4 protein-coding genes are annotated in these 20,285 nt (G+C 40.5%); all 4 read right to left on the bottom strand.

All coding sequences use genetic code 11. The features are described 5' to 3' along the window. Positions 1 to 1,607: condensation domain-containing protein (locus tag F6K15_RS16480; RefSeq protein WP_293062501.1), on the bottom strand; the 1,607-nt coding region annotated here is incomplete at its 3' end. Continuing rightward, positions 1,604 to 5,809: a beta-ketoacyl synthase N-terminal-like domain-containing protein gene (locus tag F6K15_RS16475; protein ID WP_293062499.1), complete on the bottom strand. Its 4,206-nt coding sequence runs from the start codon at positions 5,807 to 5,809 to the stop codon at positions 1,604 to 1,606. The genes F6K15_RS16475 and F6K15_RS16480, both read right to left, overlap by 4 nt. A gap of 14 nt (positions 5,810 to 5,823) precedes the next feature. Further along, the gene (locus F6K15_RS16470) at positions 5,824 to 19,257 is read right to left on the bottom strand and encodes a non-ribosomal peptide synthetase (RefSeq protein WP_293062497.1); all 13,434 of its coding nucleotides are present in this window, start codon (positions 19,255 to 19,257) and stop codon (positions 5,824 to 5,826) included. A 121-nt stretch (positions 19,258 to 19,378) separates the two neighbouring features. Next, a partial coding sequence (locus F6K15_RS16465; protein WP_293062495.1) for a phosphopantetheine-binding protein occupies positions 19,379 to 20,285 on the bottom strand: 907 nt, incomplete at its 5' end.

The raw sequence follows: 20,285 nt of genomic DNA, 5'->3' as shown, positions 1-20,285 counted from the left end.
GTAGGGTAATCTATCTGAGTCTTGTTCCAACCCACTAACAACTGTTGCCGTTCTGTTGCACTCAATATTGGTAATAGATTAATTGGTTGCTCTGGAGTTTCTACTGCTGCTGATAATATGTTTTCATAATGAGTTAACATTCGCTTGATGGTGTCGGCTGCAAACAGGTCTCGATTATAAGCGCAGTATCCATTTATTTCCTCTCCTTCTTGCCACAGATGTAATTCTAAGTCTACTCGCACTGTTACTTCAGTCTCTGACCCTTTATACCAACCCACTTCTAAGTTGGGCAGACTGAAGGATGGATTAATTAACTCGCTCTGCTGTAGGGCAAACATCACCTGGAATAAGGGATTATGAGACAGGGAACGTTCGGGTTGCAATTCTTCTACCAGTTTCTCAAAGGGTAGGTCTTGATGAGCATAAGCTTCGATTGCTGTTTGTCGCACTCGCTTTAATACTTCTGTGAAACTCGGGGACCCTCCCAGGTCTGTGTACATCACCAGGGAGTTGACAAAGAAACCAATTAAGTCTTCGATTTCACTGCGGTTACGATTAGCTATTAGGGAACCTACAGAAATGCTATCTTGACCACTGTAACGATGGAGTAAGACTTTAAACCCTGCTAATAGGGTCATAAATAGGGTTACTCCCTGTTGTTGGGTGAGTTGTTTTAATTTTGATGTGAGTGATGGGGATAGAGTTACTGATTGACTTGCTCCTTTGAAGGTTTCGATGGCTGGTCGGGGATAATCTATGGGTAGTTGTAGTTTGGGTAATCCAAGGAGTTTTTGTTTCCAGTAGTCTAGTTGTGTTTGTAGGGTTGTACCTTGTAGATGTTGTCGCTGCCACAGGGCAAAATCTGCGTATTGTATGGGTAATTGTGGTAATGGGGATGGCTGGTTTTGTAATGCTGCGGTGTAATGAGCTGATAGTTCTTTGGCCAAGACTGTGAGTGACCAACCATCGGAGGCGATGTGATGTAATGTTACTTGGAGTATGTGTTCAGTTGCTCCTAGTTTCAGGAGTAAGACTTGGATGGGGAAGTCCTGTTCTAAGTCGAATTGTTGTTGACGTGCTGATAAGAGAAAATGTTGTAGTTGTGTGGTTGTTTGTGAGGGTGTTAAATTACTCAGGTCTTGTGTGGGAAGTTCGAGTTCAAAAGGTGGTTGGATGACTTGTGTTGGGATACCATTGATTTGTGCAAATTTGGTTCTGAGGGTTTCATGGCGAGTGATGATTTGATTGATACTTTCTTTGAGGGCAGCAAAGTCTAATTTTCCTTCTAAACTTAAGGTCAAGGATACATTGTAAGCATTACGACTTACCCCTGTTTTTTCGATAAACCAGAGCCTTTGTTGGGCAAATGATAATGGTAGGGTGTTGCTGTCTCGCTTAATTGGTTTGATAGAGTTTTCATCAGTATTAGTACCTTGTTGAGCTTGACGCAGAAGTATTAGTATTTCCGCCTTCCGCTCAACCAACTCAGCTCGTAGAATAGATGTCATCTTTCCTTTTGGAGCACTGTATTGTAGGCGTTCTTTCTCAACCCAAAGCTTAACCCCTAGATCGCTAAGTTCAGACAATAATTGCTTAGTAGTTTTCATAGTTCACCTCTTTCCTCATCCTCTTGTTTAACAGAAGTTTCTCCAGCATTTGGGAGAACATTTTGTACAACTATCAATAATGTCTCTATTTCCTCTGCCAAACTTGCGATATCTGGCTTCTCGAACAGTTTATCCTGGGGTAACTCCACTGACAATATTTTTCTGATCCGAGATAGAACTTGAGCTCCTAATAAGGAATCTCCACCCAATTCAAAAAAGTCATCGTAGATACCTACCTCTTCTATGCCAAAATATTCTTGCCAAATATCAGCAATGGTTTGCTCTATTTTATTCCGAGGAGCAATATAGTTACTCTTCAATTCAGGTCGTGAATGCTTTTGTTTAAAAACGTTTTCCGTTTTTGAATCAACTGTTGTAGTAAAAGCTGAAGGTGTAGTTGCTACTGAGTCAACTTGAGCCACTATAATATTTTGATGAGCAACCGGAATATCCGGGAAAACATCCACCTTGACAAACCCATGAGTGTGTAAATGTTCTTGCCACTGCTCCTTGGATAAAAAAGGATTTCCTTGATTGCGTTGTCCATCTGCCACAGGATTCATTAAGAAACCATCAAAAACACAAAACTCAAGAAATGGTTGAGTTATTTCCCAGAGAATTAAAATCCCACCAGGAGCCAAAAGAGAATGAACATTATTAAGAGATTCTCCTACATTCTGGGTTGCATGCAACACATTGAAAGCTATTACTACATCAAAGCTGTGATTGGAGTACCCTTGAGTATTAGGAGCCTTCTCAATATCCAGGGTAGAATATTCAACAAAAGGATAAGCTTCAAACTCCTGTTGAGCTTTGCGTATAAAGTAAAGACCAGCATCGGTAAAAACATAGTTGGTTTGATTGACTGGTAAGATTGGTAATACTTCTCTAGTAGCACCACCCGTACCACCTCCAACTTCCAATATTCTCAGATTGACAGATGGTGGTAAAAATTTTACTATTTGTTCAATGCTAGCTCGCATTATGGCACTGAAATAATCCATCCATAAGGGTTTTTGTGGAACTTTTTGCCAAAAAGATGTTAAAAGTTCCTTGGGTTCTTTTTCCCCTTTAAAAAAGCAGACTAGGTTTTCGATATAAGTATCTATGTTTTCTGCCAGAAAATGTTCTGGCAATTTGTCACTTAATCCTTGTTCTCCTAACAGTTTATGAATAAAGTCTTCAGAACCAGGTATCAAATCAGTAAAAAGTTCCTGTTCTTGTTTGAGTTTGCCTCTCTCTACCAGCACTGTTAACCATTGAGACAACAATTGCTGATAATACGGTGTAATCTGACATTTTTCTAATAATTGCTCCAGAGAATACTTGTCAGAAGGATTGCTAAAAGCACCTAAACCCCTGAGAACTGAATTCATCAATTCAGTGCATAAACTCTCTAACTGTTCTTGGAAGTCAAGATCGATTGATTGTTCCACTTCTAAAAGACCAGCACTTGCATGACTGCTACCTTCCTCAATCAGTGATTTCCAAAGTTCTCCTGCTATAGATATAGGTTGTTCTGATAAATTTGCCGATTTTGGTGCTTCTATCCAATAGCGCTGCTTTTCAAAAGGATAGGTAGGTAAGGGTAGGCGATGTCGCTGTTCATGGGTAGAAAATCTTGACCAATCTATCTCAAGACCATGAAGCCAAAGTTGACCTAATGTCTTCAATAAGAAAGCTACATCAGATTGAGAGTCTTGAGGATGGCGAACTGAAGACAGAATTACTTGCTCTTTAACCCCAGTATACCGTTTTGCTAATGTTGTCAATGTGCGCCCTGGTCCCACTTCTAATAAGATATTATTTGCTTCTGTCAATAACTCTTGGAGACCATCAGCAAAACGGACTGTTTGTCGTAAATGCTTACCCCAATATTCAGGGTCAGTTGCTTGCTCTGCTGTAATCCAAGTACCTGTAACATTAGAAATGTAAGGAATTTGTGGAGGATGCAAAGATAGTTGTTTGACATACTTTATAAATGGCTCTATAACTGGCTCCATCATTGAGGAATGAAAAGCATGGGAGGTATGGAGACGACGAGATTCTACTCCTTTTTCTAATAACTGCTGTTCCAGGGTATCGATCGCCTCGGTTGGACCAGAAATAACACATTGAGATAACCCGTTGCATACAGCTAGGGACAGTTGATTACCTAGAAGAGTTTGGCACTCCTGTTCTGAAAGAGATACAGCCAGCATTGCTCCTGGTGGCTGTTGTTGCATGAGTTTACCCCGTGTAGCCACTAGAGCTAAGACATCTTCCAAAGAAAACACACCAGCTAGAGTTGCTGCCACATATTCTCCAATGCTATGACCAATCATTCCTTGAGGAGACACACCCCACTCTTGCCATAAAATTGCCAAAGCATAAGAAACCACAAAAATTGCTGACTGAGCGATCGCCGTATCTTGAAGTTTGGATGTTGCTGGTGTCTCTTGTCCTTCTGGATAAAGGATGTAGCGCAGGTCAATTCCTAAGTGAGGGATGAGCAATTCTGAGCAAATATCTACCTGAGCGCGGAATGTTGGTTCTGTTTGGTATAATTCCCAGGCCATATTTACATATTGCGATCCTTGACCTGAAAACATGAACACTACAGGTCGCTCGGTTGGTTCTTCGTAGTGAGTTAAAACCAATTGGTTTTCTGAGTCCGAAAGTGCTTTCAGAGCATCATCTATCTCTTGGCAGACTAAAATCCGGCGATGGGCAAATGCTGTACGACCTACTTGCAGAGTATAAGCAACATCAGCAATATTAATTTCTGGATGCTGTTTCAAGTGTGTAACCAGGTTGCTAGTTGCCGTTTCTAAAGCTGAATTTGTTTTAGCAGAAAGCATCAACAATTGCCTAGGTCGAGATTTTGAGGATTCTTCTAAAGTAGGAGCTTCTTCAAGAACAGCATGAACATTTGTACCACCAATACCAAAAGAACTTACTCCAGCACGACGGGGTGTTCCATTTGTCTTCCATTCCGAAAGAGTAGTGTTAACGTAGAAAGGGCTATTAGAAAAATCAATATTAGGATTTGGTGTTTCAAAATTTAGGCTAGGTGGCAACTGCTTATATTTTAGAGCTAAAGCAGTTTTGATTAAACCAGCAACTCCCGCTGCTGCATCTAGATGTCCAATGTTAGTTTTCAGCGAACCAATTCCACAAAAGCCTTTTTTTTCTGTATTCTCCTGAAAGACTTTTGCTAAAGCTGCAATTTCAATCGGGTCTCCCAGAGGAGTTCCTGTTCCGTGAGCTTCTATGTAAGTAATTGTCTCAGGGTCAATTCCAGCTATTGACTGTGCTTCAGAAATAACTGCTGCTTGACCTTCTACACTAGGAGCAGTATAACCAACTTTAGACGAACCATCATTGTTGACAGCAGAACCCTTGATCGTAGCATAAATATAGTCCCCAGATGCGACCGCATCTTCTAATCTTTTCAAAACTACAATCCCCAAACCATTACCACCTACGGTTCCTTTAGCATTGGCATCAAAGGCTCGGCAGTGTCCATCGGGAGACTGAACCATCCCTTCTTCATATAAATAACCTGTTTTGTGGGGAACGAAAATTGAAACACCACCTGCTAAAGCCATGTCACATTCACCATTAAGTAAACTTTGGCAAGCTAGATGCACTGCAACTAAAGAAGTAGAACAGGCAGTTTGCACAGTCATACTCGGTCCGGTTAAATTGAGTTTGTAAGACACTCGTGTTGACAAAAAACCAGGACTACTTGCCATAGAAAATTGGAAAGTTTTCCCTGGTTCTGAAGTTTGAAAATGGGGATAAATATTGTTACGCTCGTAACTGTTATCACTGATACCTGCATAAACTCCAATTAAACCAGAGTAAGTTTGTGAATCATAACCAGCAACTTCTAGAGCTTCAGAAGCACATTCTAGAAATAGGCGCTGTTGTGGGTCGATAATTTCAGCTTCTCTGGGGTTATAACCAAAGAAACGAGCATCAAACTTATCAATATCTGAAATTACAGCCCCTGCTCTGACATAATTCGTATTTTTGAACCATGAGGAGTCTATACCCTCCTGTAGTAGTTCCTGTTCAGAGAAAAAAGAAATTGATTCGACACCCTCTTGTAAATTTTTCCAGAAAGTATCAATATCTTTAGCGTTGGGGAAGCGACCAGATATACCGATAATAGCGATCGCTGAACTATCAATATTTGTAGTAGTCATTTGATTCATAGTTAGTCCTTTATTTACCTTGATTTATTTTGACGATGTTGTTGTCTTTGTTGTCTTTGTTCCTGTTGCTGTTTCATTGAAGCTTTCCTAGCGCTTCGTTTACTCTTTGATTGGTCAGTAGTTGGAGAATCATGTACTTGTTCCTTTTTCAACTTGTTAATTAAGTGTTTTGACAAAGTAGAGATAGTTGGATACTGAAACAGTTCAACTATTGATGTTTTTTGTGTATATATTTCTTGTAATTTTGTCAGAACCTGCATTAGAAGTAATGAATGACCTCCAAGTTCAAAGAAATTATCATAAATTCCTACTTTTTCTACCTTCAGCACTTCTTGCCAGATATTGGCAATTTGCCGCTCTGTCTCCGTCTGAGGCATAACATAAGCTGTTGATAAATATTTATCAACAGTTTCAGGAACAGGCAAAGCCTTACGGTCTACCTTACCATTAGGAGTAAGTGGTAGTTGTGACAACACCACATACTCAGAAGGCACCATATACTCTGGCAACCGCTCCAACAAATACTGCTTCCATTGTGGTATCAGTTGCTGACCATTCTCATAAACCAAAGATTTATGCTCGCTAACTTGAGTTTGTATTAGCTGTTGGTCTTCACTACTAAGGTTTTCAACTTCCGGGACAATATAAGCCCACAAACGTTTGTCCCCTGATTGCTCTGACCTCGCTACCACCACAGTTTCCTTCACTGTCTTATTTTGACGCAGAACTGTTTCAATTTCCCCAATCTCAATCCTAAAACCGCGAATTTTCACCTGATGGTCTACCCTACCCAAATATTCTATCTGACCATCACACAAATACCTGGCTAAATCTCCTGTTTTATACACCTTCCCATCACCAGACTCACTAAATGGGTTAGCAATGAATTTTTCCTCAGTTAATTCCGGTTGATTTAAGTACCCTCGTGCCAACCCGGACCCCGCCAGATGCAATTCTCCTACCACACCCACTGGTACAGGCTCCCCCGTGGAATCTAAAATATAAGCTTTAGTATTACCAATTGGCCTACCTATCGTCGGTGACACACCTGTTTCCATCAAAGCAAAAGTAGAATAAGTTGTATCCTCACTTGGTCCATAAAGATTATAAACAGCTTTAATAGTAGACTGTTGATACAAAGCATCCACCAATTGCTGGTCTAAAGGTTCTCCTGCTAAATTCACTGTAGTTACACTAGATGGAATACCATTACTTCTCATTAACTCCCTGGCCGCAGAAGGCACAGTATTAATTAACCTCACCTGTTCTGCTGCCTCGATACTCGGCAAATACAAAGCATTTAATGCCAAGATTACCTTTCCACCACAACTTAAAGGCACAAACAACTCAAACACAGACAGGTCAAAACAAATGGAAGTTGAAGCTAACACTCCTGATAACTCCTCATTCGTAAATACTGTTTTCGCCCAATAACATAGAGACACTGCACTACTATGTTCAATCCCTACACCTTTAGGTATCCCTGTTGAACCTGACGTAAACAACACATAAGCTAAATTATCAGGTTTGACATCACTCACTGGATTCATGGATGGATTAACACTCACTTCCAAATGTTTATCAATCAAAATCACAGATGTTTCAGTAGCTGGTAACTGAGACTGAGACTGAGAATCACTTAACAGCAGATGCAACTGAGCCTGTTTTAAGATTTGACTCAACCGCGAACGGGGATAGTTTGGGTCTAATGGCACATAAGCACCACCTGCTTTCATTATTGCTAATAACCCTACCACCATTTCTACTGAACGCTGAACACATATTCCCACTAGCACTTCTGGAGCTACTCCCAACCTTTGTAGTTCATGTGCCAGTTGATTGGCTTTTCTATTCAACTGAGAATATGTCAATTCTTGTTCTTCAAACACCAATGCTACTGCTTCTGGAGTTTTCTCTACCTGAGCTGCAAACAACTCATGGATACATTTATCAGTAGGGTAATCTATCTGAGTCTTGTTCCAACCCACTAACAACTGTTGCCGTTCTGTTGCACTCAATATTGGTAATAGATTAATTGGTTGCTCTGGAGTTTCTACTGCTGCTGATAATATGTTTTCATAATGAGTTAACATTCGCTTGATGGTGTCGGCTGCAAACAGGTCTCGATTATAAGCGCAGTATCCATTTATTTCCTCTCCTTCTTGCCACAGATGTAATTCTAAGTCTACTCGCACTGTTACTTCAGTCTCTGACCCTTTATACCAACCCACTTCTAAGTTGGGCAGACTGAAGGATGGATTAATTAACTCGCTCTGCTGTAGGGCAAACATCACCTGGAATAAGGGATTATGAGACAGGGAACGTTCGGGTTGCAATTCTTCTACCAGTTTCTCAAAGGGTAGGTCTTGATGAGCATAAGCTTCGATTGCTGTTTGTCGCACTCGCTTTAATACTTCTGTGAAACTCGGGGACCCTCCCAGGTCTGTGTACATCACCAGGGAGTTGACAAAGAAACCAATTAAGTCTTCGATTTCACTGCGGTTACGATTAGCTATTAGGGAACCTACAGAAATGCTATCTTGACCGCTATAACGATGGAGTAATACTTTAAACCCTGCTAATAGGGTCATAAATAGGGTTACTCCCTGTTGTTGGGTGAGTTGTTTTAATTTTGATGTGAGTGATGGGGATAGAGTTAGCGCGCAACTTGCTCCTTTGAAGGTTTCGATGGCTGGTCGGGGATAATCTATGGGTAGTTGTAGTTTGGGTAACCCAAGGAGTTTTTGTTTCCAGTAGTCTAGTTGTGTTTGTAGGGTTGTACCTTGTAGATGTTGTCGCTGCCACAGGGCAAAATCTGCGTATTGTATGGGTAATTGTGGTAATGGGGATGGTTGGTGTTCTAATGCTGCGGTGTAATGAGCTGATAGTTCTTTGGCTAATACGGTTAGTGACCAACCATCGGAGGCGATGTGATGTAATGTGACTTGGAGTATGTGTTCAGTTGCTCCTAGTTTCAGGAGTAAGACTTGGATGGGGAAGTCTTGTTCTAAGTCGAATTGTTGTTGACGTGCTGATAAGAGAAAATGTTGTAGTTGTGTGGTTGTTTGTGAGGGTGTTAAATTACTCAGGTCTTTTGTGGGAAGAGAGAGTTCAAAGGGTGGTTTGATGATTTGTGTCGGGATACCATTGATTTGTGCAAATTTGGTTCTGAGGGTTTCATGGCGAGCGATGATTTGATTGATACTTTGTTTGAGGGCAGCAAAGTCTAATTTTCCTTCTAAATGTAAGGCTAATGGCATATTATAGGCATTACGACTTAACCCTGTTTTTTCCAAAAACCAGAGCCTTTGTTGGGCAAATGATAGGGGTAGGGGGCGATCGCTCTGTTCTCTTGGTTTAATAACTGTCGTCTCAATACCCTGAGTCTGGCCTAAAGATATCTCTATTTCTTTGGCTAAACTTTCAATGTCTGGCTTCTCAAACAGATTTTGTAGGGGTAACTCCACATTAAAAGTTTCTCTCACACGATACACGACTTGAGTCGCTAGCAGGGAATGTCCCCCCAAATCAAAGAAGTTGTCATGTATTCCCACCCTTTCTATTCCCAGAACCTTAGCCCAAATTTCGGCTAATGTTTTCTGTGTATCGTTCTCAGGAGCTACAAATTCCGTTGATCGACTATAGGCTAAATCTGGTGCTGGCAATGCCTTACGGTCTATCTTACCATTAGGAGTTAATGGTATTTGTGACAATACCACATACCCAGAAGGTAGCATATACTCTGGCAACCGCTCCGCCAAATGCTCCTTCAACTGTGGTATCAGTTGTTTAGCACTCTCAGAAGCTAAAGGATTATTCCCATAACTATACCAGTTGTTAATCCCTAGCACTGATTTTTGAGTTAGTGGTGTTAACACTATTCTCTCTGCTGCTAAGGAACTTCGCACAAAAACTGCATCCATATATCCTTGTTTCTCATGGGAAGACCAACACAACTCTAGAGAATATCCCAAATCATCGCTCAGTTGATGTAGATGTTCTGGGTCAATACCATTAACTGTTTCTGACTGTAACTTTTGTTTTAACTGCTGCACATTCAGTTTAGCCTCTGTCTGTGATAGCAAATCTATTGCTGCCACATCATTTGCTACTCGGTTATTAGTTAAACTACTCAAGCAAATTGCGTCCGGTTGCTGTTGTCGCAGATATCCCTCAATATCTTGCACAGACATACCTATTCCATTCTCTATTGGCGGTTCAATAACTGATGTTGGTTTTGCTTCTTTATGCAACAACACACTATAGCGATATTTATTCAGTTCATTGTATTCTCTTCCCCTCTGTAAACGTATCTGTACATGAGTTATTTCTGGATATTTGTCTTTGATAGCAACAAATAACTCCGGTGACACCAACAACTCAGTTTCCTGCTGCATTTGTCGATCTATCTGTTGCATCAATTGTTGCATCGAAAGCGATGGAGTTGCTTGATAGAGTTGTACTGAGGTGTGAAATGCCCTCATTAAATCAAAATTACGAATATCCCCCAGGAAAATCATCCCTCCAGGTTTGACTACTCGGATACTTTTCTCTATTACCTGCAACAAATATTCTACATTTGGAAAATACTGGACAATAGAACTGAGAATTACTACATCAAAGCTGTCATCAGCTATCTCTGCCATATCTTCAGCTCGTTTCTGAGCTAAGGCGACATGAGCATATTTGTCAGGTTCCTGTTCTATTTGTTTTTTGATATACTCTAATGACACATTGGAGATATCCGTACCATAATAATATTCTGTATGGGGTGCTATTTGAAATAGTAGCAACCCTGTACCACAACCTATTTCCCACACTCGTTGAGGTTTATGTGCTAAGACTTGACTAACGATATCCCCAGCCCATAAACGCATTTGTGATTCTTGCATAGGTTGGTTATCATAACTACTGCGCCAACCTCCTATATAGAATAGAGGATCTTTGACCTCACTTAACTCTGAATCAATATGTTGGTTGAATATTTTTTGCCAACTACTGATGTGAACATCCAAAACTTGTGGGGAAGTGTTAGTTGTGTCAGTTTCAGCAAATAACCTTTGATAAAAAGGAGTTTGCTGGAACAGTTGTTTCCAATGATATGAGATGTATTCAAAATCAATATTTTCTCCTTCTTTCTTAAGAAGACTCCCCCGGATAGCATAATCTGGATTCAGATTATTTTCGCAAAGCATTCTGCTACAAACAGCTTCAATTACATCCCCCTGATTCACCTCAATTCCTGGCTCAAACACCGGAAAATAAACTGGTAACCAGCAATGCTCATGTTTGAGAATATCTATAGACTCACCCTCAATAGTGTGTAAATTTAACCACACCAGAAAACCATCTAATCTCCCTGATTTTTCTATCCTTAGCTTAATTGGATGAGTAAATTCTGTGTCTACAGATTTAGTAAAGTCTAAATCCTCAAATACACCTTCATTGGAAAGCACGTTTGCTGGTGGAAATCCTTTAATAGAGACTCGCAAATCAAAAGGATACCCAACTTGTTCAAATATTTTCTGGGTATAATAACCAGAAACCTTTGTAAATTTTGGTTGCTCTAGTAATTCATCTGGAAGCGTGACTGCTGCAATTTTAGTGACACTTCTTTCAGGAATCATCGCACCATCTGGTTTCAAAAACCTTCTAGCATTATTAATAATTACCGCAGCTCCTTCACATCCACCGATCGCTCCCACAATTTCAGAAACACATACATCTGCTAACTCTGGTAGGTTAGCTGTCATCGCATTTCCTTGTATGATTTCAATTTGTTTTGATAATCCTAACTTTTCCACACAAGCAGTAGCTAACTGACTGGTTTCCTTGTCTCTCTCAATGGCATAGATTTTCTTGGCTCCCGCTTCTGCACAAAATCTTGCCAAAATCGCATCCTTACCTGTACCAATTTCTACAACTACACGATCTTTAACAAGTTGATTAATTGCTACTTGGTAACTCTCGTTGCGACGATGGTCATTAGTCATAGCATAATACAATAACTCATCGTAAACATAGTATTCTGCTATTGATGGCCAGAGTTCTATTCCCTTCTGAAGTTGGATATTTTGTTCAAAACCTTGTTCTGGAACAAAATATGCCACCAACCGCTTATTCCCTGGGGTGTCTTCCCTTTCCATTACCACAGCTTGTTGGACTTGGGGATGAATCCTCAGAACTGATTCAATTTCTCCCTGCTCAATTCGGAAACCTCGTATTTTCACCTGGTTGTCTATCCGACCGAGAAACTCAATATTTCCATCAGGCAAGTAACGACCTAAATCTCCTGTTTTGTAAAGCCTCTCGTCTGGGGAACTGCTGAAAGGATGGGCAATAAATTTTTCCTCTGTTAATTGAGTTTGGTTGTGGTAACCTCGCGCTAAACCTACACTCCCAATATGTATTTCCCCCGCTACCCCTATGGGAACTGGTTGGAGATAGGGGTCTAAAATATAGATTTGAGTGTTAGCAATGGGACGACCAATTGAAAGCTTTTGCCGACTATTATCAACTTGAGCGATCGTGGCACACACTGTAGATTCTGTTGGACCATAAGCATTAAAGAAAGAACGCCCTACAGACCATTCCGTGGCTAACTCAGTCGGACAAGCTTCTCCTGCCACAATTAGATGACTGAGGTTTGGTAAATCTGACCTCGGTAAAACTTCCAGAGCTGATGGTGGTAGAGTAACATGAGTAATTCTTTGATTAGCTAGGGTGTCCCATAAATCCTGTCCAGGCATCAAGGATTCTGTTGTTGCCAATACTAATGTGGCTCCAGAAGTCAGAGCTACAAAAATTTCTGCAACTGAAGCATCGAAACTAAAGGAAGCAAATTGTAAAACACGACTTTTGGGCTGAACCTCAAACTGATTTATTTGTGCCCAAGCAAGATTAGGAATTCCCTGATGAGTTAGTAATACTCCTTTAGGTTTTCCAGTAGAACCAGAAGTATAGATTGTATAAGCTAAGTTTTTGCCCTGTACTTCACCGATGGGATTTTCCGAATTGTATGCAGTAATTTCCTGCTCATCCCGATCTAAACAAACAACCTGTAATTGATGCTCTGGCAAAGACCCCAATAGAGACTCTTGAGTAAGCAATATTGATACAGCAGCATTTTCTAACATATATGCTAGTCGATGGCTAGGATATTTGGGATCAATAGGTACATAAGCTCCTCCAGCTTTAAGTATTCCTAACAATCCCACTATCATTAATAGCGATCGCTCTACACATAAACCTACCAAAACCTCTGGCTTAACTCCCAACTTCTGCAAGTAATGGGCTAATTGATTGGCTTTGGCGTTTAATTGAGAGTATGTTAGTTGTTGTTCTTCAAAGACTACTGCTACAGCATCTGGTGTTTTCTCTACAACGCTCTCAAATAACTGATGAATACATTTATCTTTTGGATAATCTGTTTGAGTATTGTTCCATTCACTCAAAATTTGCTGGAGTTCTACCTCTGTCATAATTGGCAGTAGATTAATTTGTTTCTCTGGAGTTTCAACTACTGCTGACAACAAGTTTTGATAATGAGAGAGAAGTCTGTTGATGGTTTCGCTAGCAAACAAGTCCTGATTATAAGCACAGAATCCTTGAATTTCTTCTCCTACTTGCCACAGGTGTAACTCTAAATCCACCCTGACGCTCATCTCACCCCCTATCCCTTCATACCAACCCACCTCTAAATTGGGTAGGTTAAAGGATGGTTGCAAGATTTCACTCTGATTAAGGGCAAACGCCACCTGAAATAAGGGATTTTGGGATAGGGAACGTTCCGGTTGTAACTCTTCCACCAACTTCTCAAAAGGCAAGTCTTGGTGACCATAAGCTTCGATAGCTGTCTCTTTAACTCTACTTAATACTTCTGTGAAACTTGACTCCCCTGCCAATTCTGTATACATCACTAGGGCATTAACAAAAAAACCAATTAACCCTTCGATTTCACGGTGATTCCGGTTAGCTATAGGTACACCTATGGAAATATTCTCCTGACCACTGTAACGATGCAATAATACTTTGAATCCCGCCAACAGAGTCATAAATAGAGTCACGCCCTGCTGTTGGCTGAGTTGTTCGATCTTTGATGTCAGTGCTGCTGATATCTTTATGGGTATACTAGCTCCATTGAAGGTTTCGACTGCAGGTCGGGGATAATCTGTAGGCAATTGTAGTTGCGATAAGTCTTGCAGTTTTTGCTTCCAGTAGTTGAGTTGACTTTCAAGGGTTTCACCTTGTAAATAATTCCGCTGCCAGACAGCAAAATCAGCATATTGTATAGGCAACTCTGGTAATGAGGATGGTTGGTTTTCTACTGCTGCAGTATAATGGGCTGATAATTCTTTTGTTAACACAGTTACTGACCAGCCATCGGAGGCAATATGATGCAATGTGACTTGGAGTATATGCTCTTTTGCTCCTAGTTGCAGCAGCAAAGCTCTGATGGGTGGGTCAACTTCTAAATCGAATAGTTGTTCATTTTCTGTTTGCAGTAAATATTCCAGTTGTGTAGCTTGTTGGGATGGTGTTAACTGACTCAGGTCTTTTTTGGGTAACTCTAATTCAAAAGAGGGTCGAATTATTTGTACTGGTGTACCATTAATTTCCGTAAAAGTAGTTCTCAGGGCTTCGTGGCGAGCGATCGTTTCGTTGAGGCTTTTTTGTAGAGCAACACAGTCTAATTCACCTACTAAATGTAGAGCTAATGGCATATTGTAAGCATTGCTACTCAACCCAGTTTTTTCGATAAACCAGAGCCTTTGTTGAGCGAATGATAATGGTGGGGGATTAGTGCTGTCCTCCCTCCGTGTAATAGCTGCCGTCTCAACACCTCTATATACCTCTAACTCTTGGGCTAAACTAGCTATATCTGGCTTTTCAAATAGACTCTGTAAAGGTAACTCAATTGATAATATCTGTCGCACACGAGACACAACTTGAGTCGCTAGCAGGGAATGTCCCCCCAATTCAAAGAAGTTGTCATGTATTCCTACCTGTTTAATACCCAATACTCCTGCAAAAATTTCTGCCAATGCTTTCTCCATAGGAGTCTCAGGGGCTACAAATTCCGTTGACACAGTACTTGATACTTCAGGTGCAGGTAATGCTTTACGGTCTACCTTGCCATTAGGAGTCAGTGGTAGTTGTGACAACACCATATATCCAGAAGGCATCATATACTCTGGTAACTTCGACTCCAGATACTGCCTCAACTCTGGTATCAGTTGTTTCCCTATCTGTGAAGCCAAAGGATTATTCCCATAACCATACCAATTCTCTTCACCCAGTAATTGTTGAGTTAGTGGTGTTAACACCATCCCCCTTGCTGCTAAGTCAGAACGCACAAATACAGCATCCATACATCCATCATTGTCTTGTGCAGACCAACACAACTCTAGAGAATACCCTAAAGAAGCACCTAGTTGACGTAGCTGTTCTGGATCAATACCATTAACTGGCTCATCTTCTAACTTTTGTCTCAACTGTTGCACATTATTAAGTTGTGATTCTACCTGTGACAGCAACTCCACTCCCCTCAGATCGTGCCCAACTCTGTTATTCACTAAACTGGTCAAACATATTGCTTCTGGCTGATGTTGTTTTAGGTATGCTTCTATGTCTGCAACAGACATACTATTTCCATTCTCCACCGGAGCTTCAATTATTGATTCTGGGTTTGCTTCTATATGTAACAGCACATTATAACGATATTTATTCAGTTCATTGACTTCTGTTCCTCTCTGTAAACGTATCTGTACATGAGATATCTCTTTATATTTTTCTTTGAGTGCCACAAACAACTCCGGTGATACCAATAACTCGGTCTCCTGCTGCATCACTCTATCTATCTGTTGCTTCAATTTCTCTATTGACAGAGATGGGGTAGCTTTGTAAATCTGTACCGAACCGTGAAATGCCTCCATTAAATTGTGACTCCGGATATCCCCTAGAAAAATCATTCCTCCCGGCTTGACCACCCTGATACTATTCTCTATTACTTGCAACAAATATTCCACACTTGGAAAATACTGTACTATAGAACTCAGTACCACTACATCAAAGCTATTCTCAGCCACATCAGCCATATCTTCCGCTCGTCTTTGAGCTAGGGTAACATGACCATATTTTTCTGGTTGTTGTTCTATTTGTTTTTGAATATAATCCAATGAAGCCTGAGAAATATCCGTGCCATAATACTCCTGTGTGTGCGGTGCTATCTGAAATAACAGCATTCCTGTTCCACACCCTACTTCCCATACTCTTTCTGGTTTAGATGCCAACACTTGACTCACAATATCTGCCGCCCACACCCGCATTTGTCTCACTGGTATTGGCTGTCCATCGTAGTTACTAATCCAACCTCTGGTATTAAATAGGGGGTCTGTGACTTTACTTAGCTCACTGTAAATTCGTTCGTTGAATATTTCTTGCCAACTGTCTACTTGAGTGCCTGATAATTCTGGGTTAGTGTCATTACTGGTTTCATTTTCGGGTACTATGTATGCAACTAAACGTTTATCTCCTGGCTTGTCTTCCCTAGCTATTACCACTGTTTCTTTAACTTTCAAGTAAGAATTGAGAACAGCTTCTATTTCTCCGGTTTCGATGCGGTATCCTCTAATTTTTACCTGGTGGTCTATTCTACCTAAAAATTCGATATTGCCATCAGCTAAGTAACGTACCAAATCTCCTGTTTTGTATAATTTACCTTTTGACTTTTCAAAGGGGTTGGCAATGAATTTCTCGGCTGTTAACTCAGGGCGTTTATGGTAGCCTGTTGCGAGTCCGTCACCACCGATGTGTAGTTCTCCTGGCACTCCTATGGGTACTGGTTGTAAATGTGAGTCGAGAACGTATACTTGAGTATTTGATATTGGCCGACCTATGGGGACTGACTTTTCTAATTTACTGCTAGCTTTGACTGGGAAACAGCAAGTAAATGTAGTATTTTCCGTTGGACCGTAACCGTTAATTAGTTGACACCCCTCTAGTTTTGCTACCACCTTTTGCACAGATGTTAGTGGTAAGACATCTCCTCCTGCTAAGAGTTGCTTGAGCGATGCTAAATCTTCCACTTGCTCTTCTACCATCATCTGGAATAACCCTGCTGTCAGCCACATAGTTGTGACTTGGTGTTCCCTGACAGCAGCTCCAATCTCGGTTAGGGAAGGTTTATGGGGTGGCATTATAACTAATGTTCCTCCATTGAGAAGACTGCCCCAGATTTCAAATGTGGCTGCATCAAAAGATATAGGTGCTAGTTGTAGGTAGATGTCTTGTGGAGTGAAACTGACATAATTGGTATTTTTTACCAATCGCACTACCCCTCGGTGTCTGATATTAACTCCTTTGGGTTGACCAGTTGACCCAGAGGTATACATCATGTATGCCTGGTGATCTGGTGTTATTGATACAGTTAGATTTGATGAAAGTTCAGTAGTAAAATCTGTTGTATTAGTATCGAGACAAACTACTTGAGCGATCGTCTGAGGTAGTTGATTTCGCCATTTTTCTTGAGTCAAGAGTATAGAGAGTTGGGCATCTTCAATCAAATAATTAAGGCGCGTTCGAGGATAACTGGGGTCTAGTGGTACATAAACTCCACCAACTTTGAGAATAGCTAATATTCCTATGATCATCTCCACAGAACGCTCTACACAGATACCTACTAGAGTTTCTGGAACTACTCCCAATTTTTGCAAATAATGTGCTAGTTGATTCGCTTTGCCATTTAATTGGGAGTAAGTAAGCTTTTGTTCTTCAAATACTACTGCTATTGCATCAGGCGTTTGCTCCACCTGAGCTACAAATAACTCATGAATACATTTCTCTGGGTAATATGTTTTAGTATTATTCCACGTCACCAACAACTGCTGCTCTTCTGATGCACTCATCATCGGCAGTAAACTAATTGGTTGTTCTGGAGTTTCAATAGCTGCGTATAACAAATTTTGATAATGTGACAGCATCCTGCTAATGGTTTCAGCAGCAAACAAGTCCCGGTTATACGCACAGAATCCTTTGATTTCCTCTCCTTCAACCCATAAATGTAACTCCATATCCATCCGCACTGTTATTTCTGCTCCATCCCCTTGATACCAACCCACTTCTAAGTTGGGCAGACTAAAGGATGGATTTGCTAGCTCACTTTCTAGAAGTGCAAAGGATACGCGGAACAAGGGATTATGAGACAGAGAACGTTCTGGTTGCAACTCGGCCACCAGTTTCTCAAAGGGTACGTCTTGGTGAGCATAAGCTTCTAGAGATGTTTGTCTCACTCTTTTTAATACTTCTGTGAAGCTTGCTTCCCCTCCCAGGTCTGTGTACATAACTAAGGAGTTAACAAAAAAACCGATTAACCCTTCGATTTCTCTGCGTTTGCGGTTAGCTATGGGTACACCTACAGCAATATCCTCTTGACCACTGTAACGATGCAGTAAGACTTTAAACCCTGCTAACAGGGTCATAAATAGAGTTGCTCCTTGTTCTTGACTGACTTGTTTTAATTTTGAGGTCAGTAATGGAGGTAGATTGAAAGATTGACTTGCTCCATTGAAGGTTTCGACTACAGGTCGGGGATAGTCTGTAGGTAGTTGTAGTTGGGGTAATTCTTTGAGCTTTTGCTTCCAGTAGTCTAATTCTGTTTGTAGGGATTCACCTTGTAGATATTCCTGCTGCCAGACAGCAAAATCAGCATATTGTATGGGTAATTCTGGGGCGGAGGACGGCTGATCTTCTACTGCTGCTGTGTAATGAGCTGATAGTTCCTGAGCAAATACTGTTAGGGACCAACCATCAGAAGCAATATGATGTAATGTGACTTGGAGTATATGTTCAGTAGCTCCCAGTTGTAGAAGTAGGACTCTGATGGGTGGGTCAACTTCTAAATTAAACTGTTTTTCATTTTCTGCTTGCAGACACTGTTGCAGTTGTGTAGTTTGCTCGGGTTTGGCTAACCCACTCAGGTCTTGTTGAGGTAGCTCTAATTCAAAGGGAGGTCTAATTACTTGTACAGGTGTACCATTAATTTCCGCAAAGTTAGTTCTTAGAGTTTCATGGCGAGCAACAATTTCATTGAGACTTTTTTGTAGAGCCACAAGGTCTAATTTACCCACCAAATGTAAGGTCAAAGGCATATTGTAAGCATTACCACTTAACCCTGTTTTTTCAATAAACCATAGCCTTCGTTGAGCGAATGATAATGGTAATTCTTGATTTCTTGGTACAGGTTGAATAGATTTGACAGTTTTAGAATTAACCTGTTTTAGAAAAGCAATAATCTCTGTTTTTTTCTCCTTAATTTGCTGTAATAATTCAGGAGTCATCGTTCCTTGAGGAGCATTGTAACGCAAACGCTCATCTTCTATCCATAACTTAATTTGAAGATGACGAAGTTCAGCTAAAAATTCTTGTATCTCGGTATTTTTGTGATTCATTTTATCTAAAAGTTTCCTTTCATTTGGTTATCAAAATAGCTGCTTTATCAAACTGATAAAAGCCTCACAAAAAGTTACTTGCTTAAAGTTTACTTCTTGCTTCCATCGGAACTGTTATTACTTAGATTTCTCCTGATTCTGAATTATCATTATTATTTAGTGAACTAGAAGCAGAATTAGCCCAAATCATATTATCAACTAAAACACTTAATTCTTTGATATTAGCTGCTTCAAATAAATTTATTAAAGGCAATTCTATCTCAAAATTATCATCAATTCGAGCCAGAACTTTAGTAGCCATCAAAGAATGTCCCCCCAAATCAAAAAAGTTGTCATGTATTCCCACTTTTTCTATCCCCAATACCTGTCCCCATATTTGCGCTAACCCCTTCTGTGTTTTCGTCTCTGGTGCTACAAACTCTGTTGACACACTACTACTTACATCTACTGCTGCTAATGCCTTTCTATCTACCTTTCCATTGGCCGTCAATGCCATTTCTGATAACACCACATACCCTGAAGGTAGCATATATTCTGGCAACCGCTCCGACAAATATTCCTTCCACTTTGGTATCAGTCCTTTCGATATCTCATAACCTAAAGGATTATTCCCATAATTCTGCCAATTTACCTCTCTCACTGATTTTTGAGTTAGCGGTGTTAACACTATCTCCTCTGCTGCTAATGCTCTTCGCACAAACACTGCATCCATTCTCCCTTTGACTCCCGACCCTGACCAACACAACTCTAAAGCATATCCCCTCACCTCACTTAGTTTATATAACTCTTCTGGGTCTATTCCTTTCACTGCTTGGGACTCTAATTTTTTTCTTAATTGTTGCACATTCTCTTTTTTCTCGGCTTTTGACAACAATTCTACTGCTGCTACATCCCTTTCTACTCTCTTATTCACTAATTGACTCCACCCTATTGCTTCGGGTTTCTCCTCTGTTAGCTTCTGTTCTATCTCTGCTACTGACATCCCTTCTCCATTCTCTATTCCTACTTCTATTACTTCTTTGTCTTTC

Origin of the sequence: Okeania sp. SIO2B3, assembly GCF_010672525.1 — a bacterium.
GTDB lineage: Bacteria > Cyanobacteriota > Cyanobacteriia > Cyanobacteriales > Microcoleaceae > Okeania.
The sequence above is the reverse complement of the archived record's forward strand: the minus strand, read 5'-3'. Positions and strand labels throughout refer to the sequence as shown.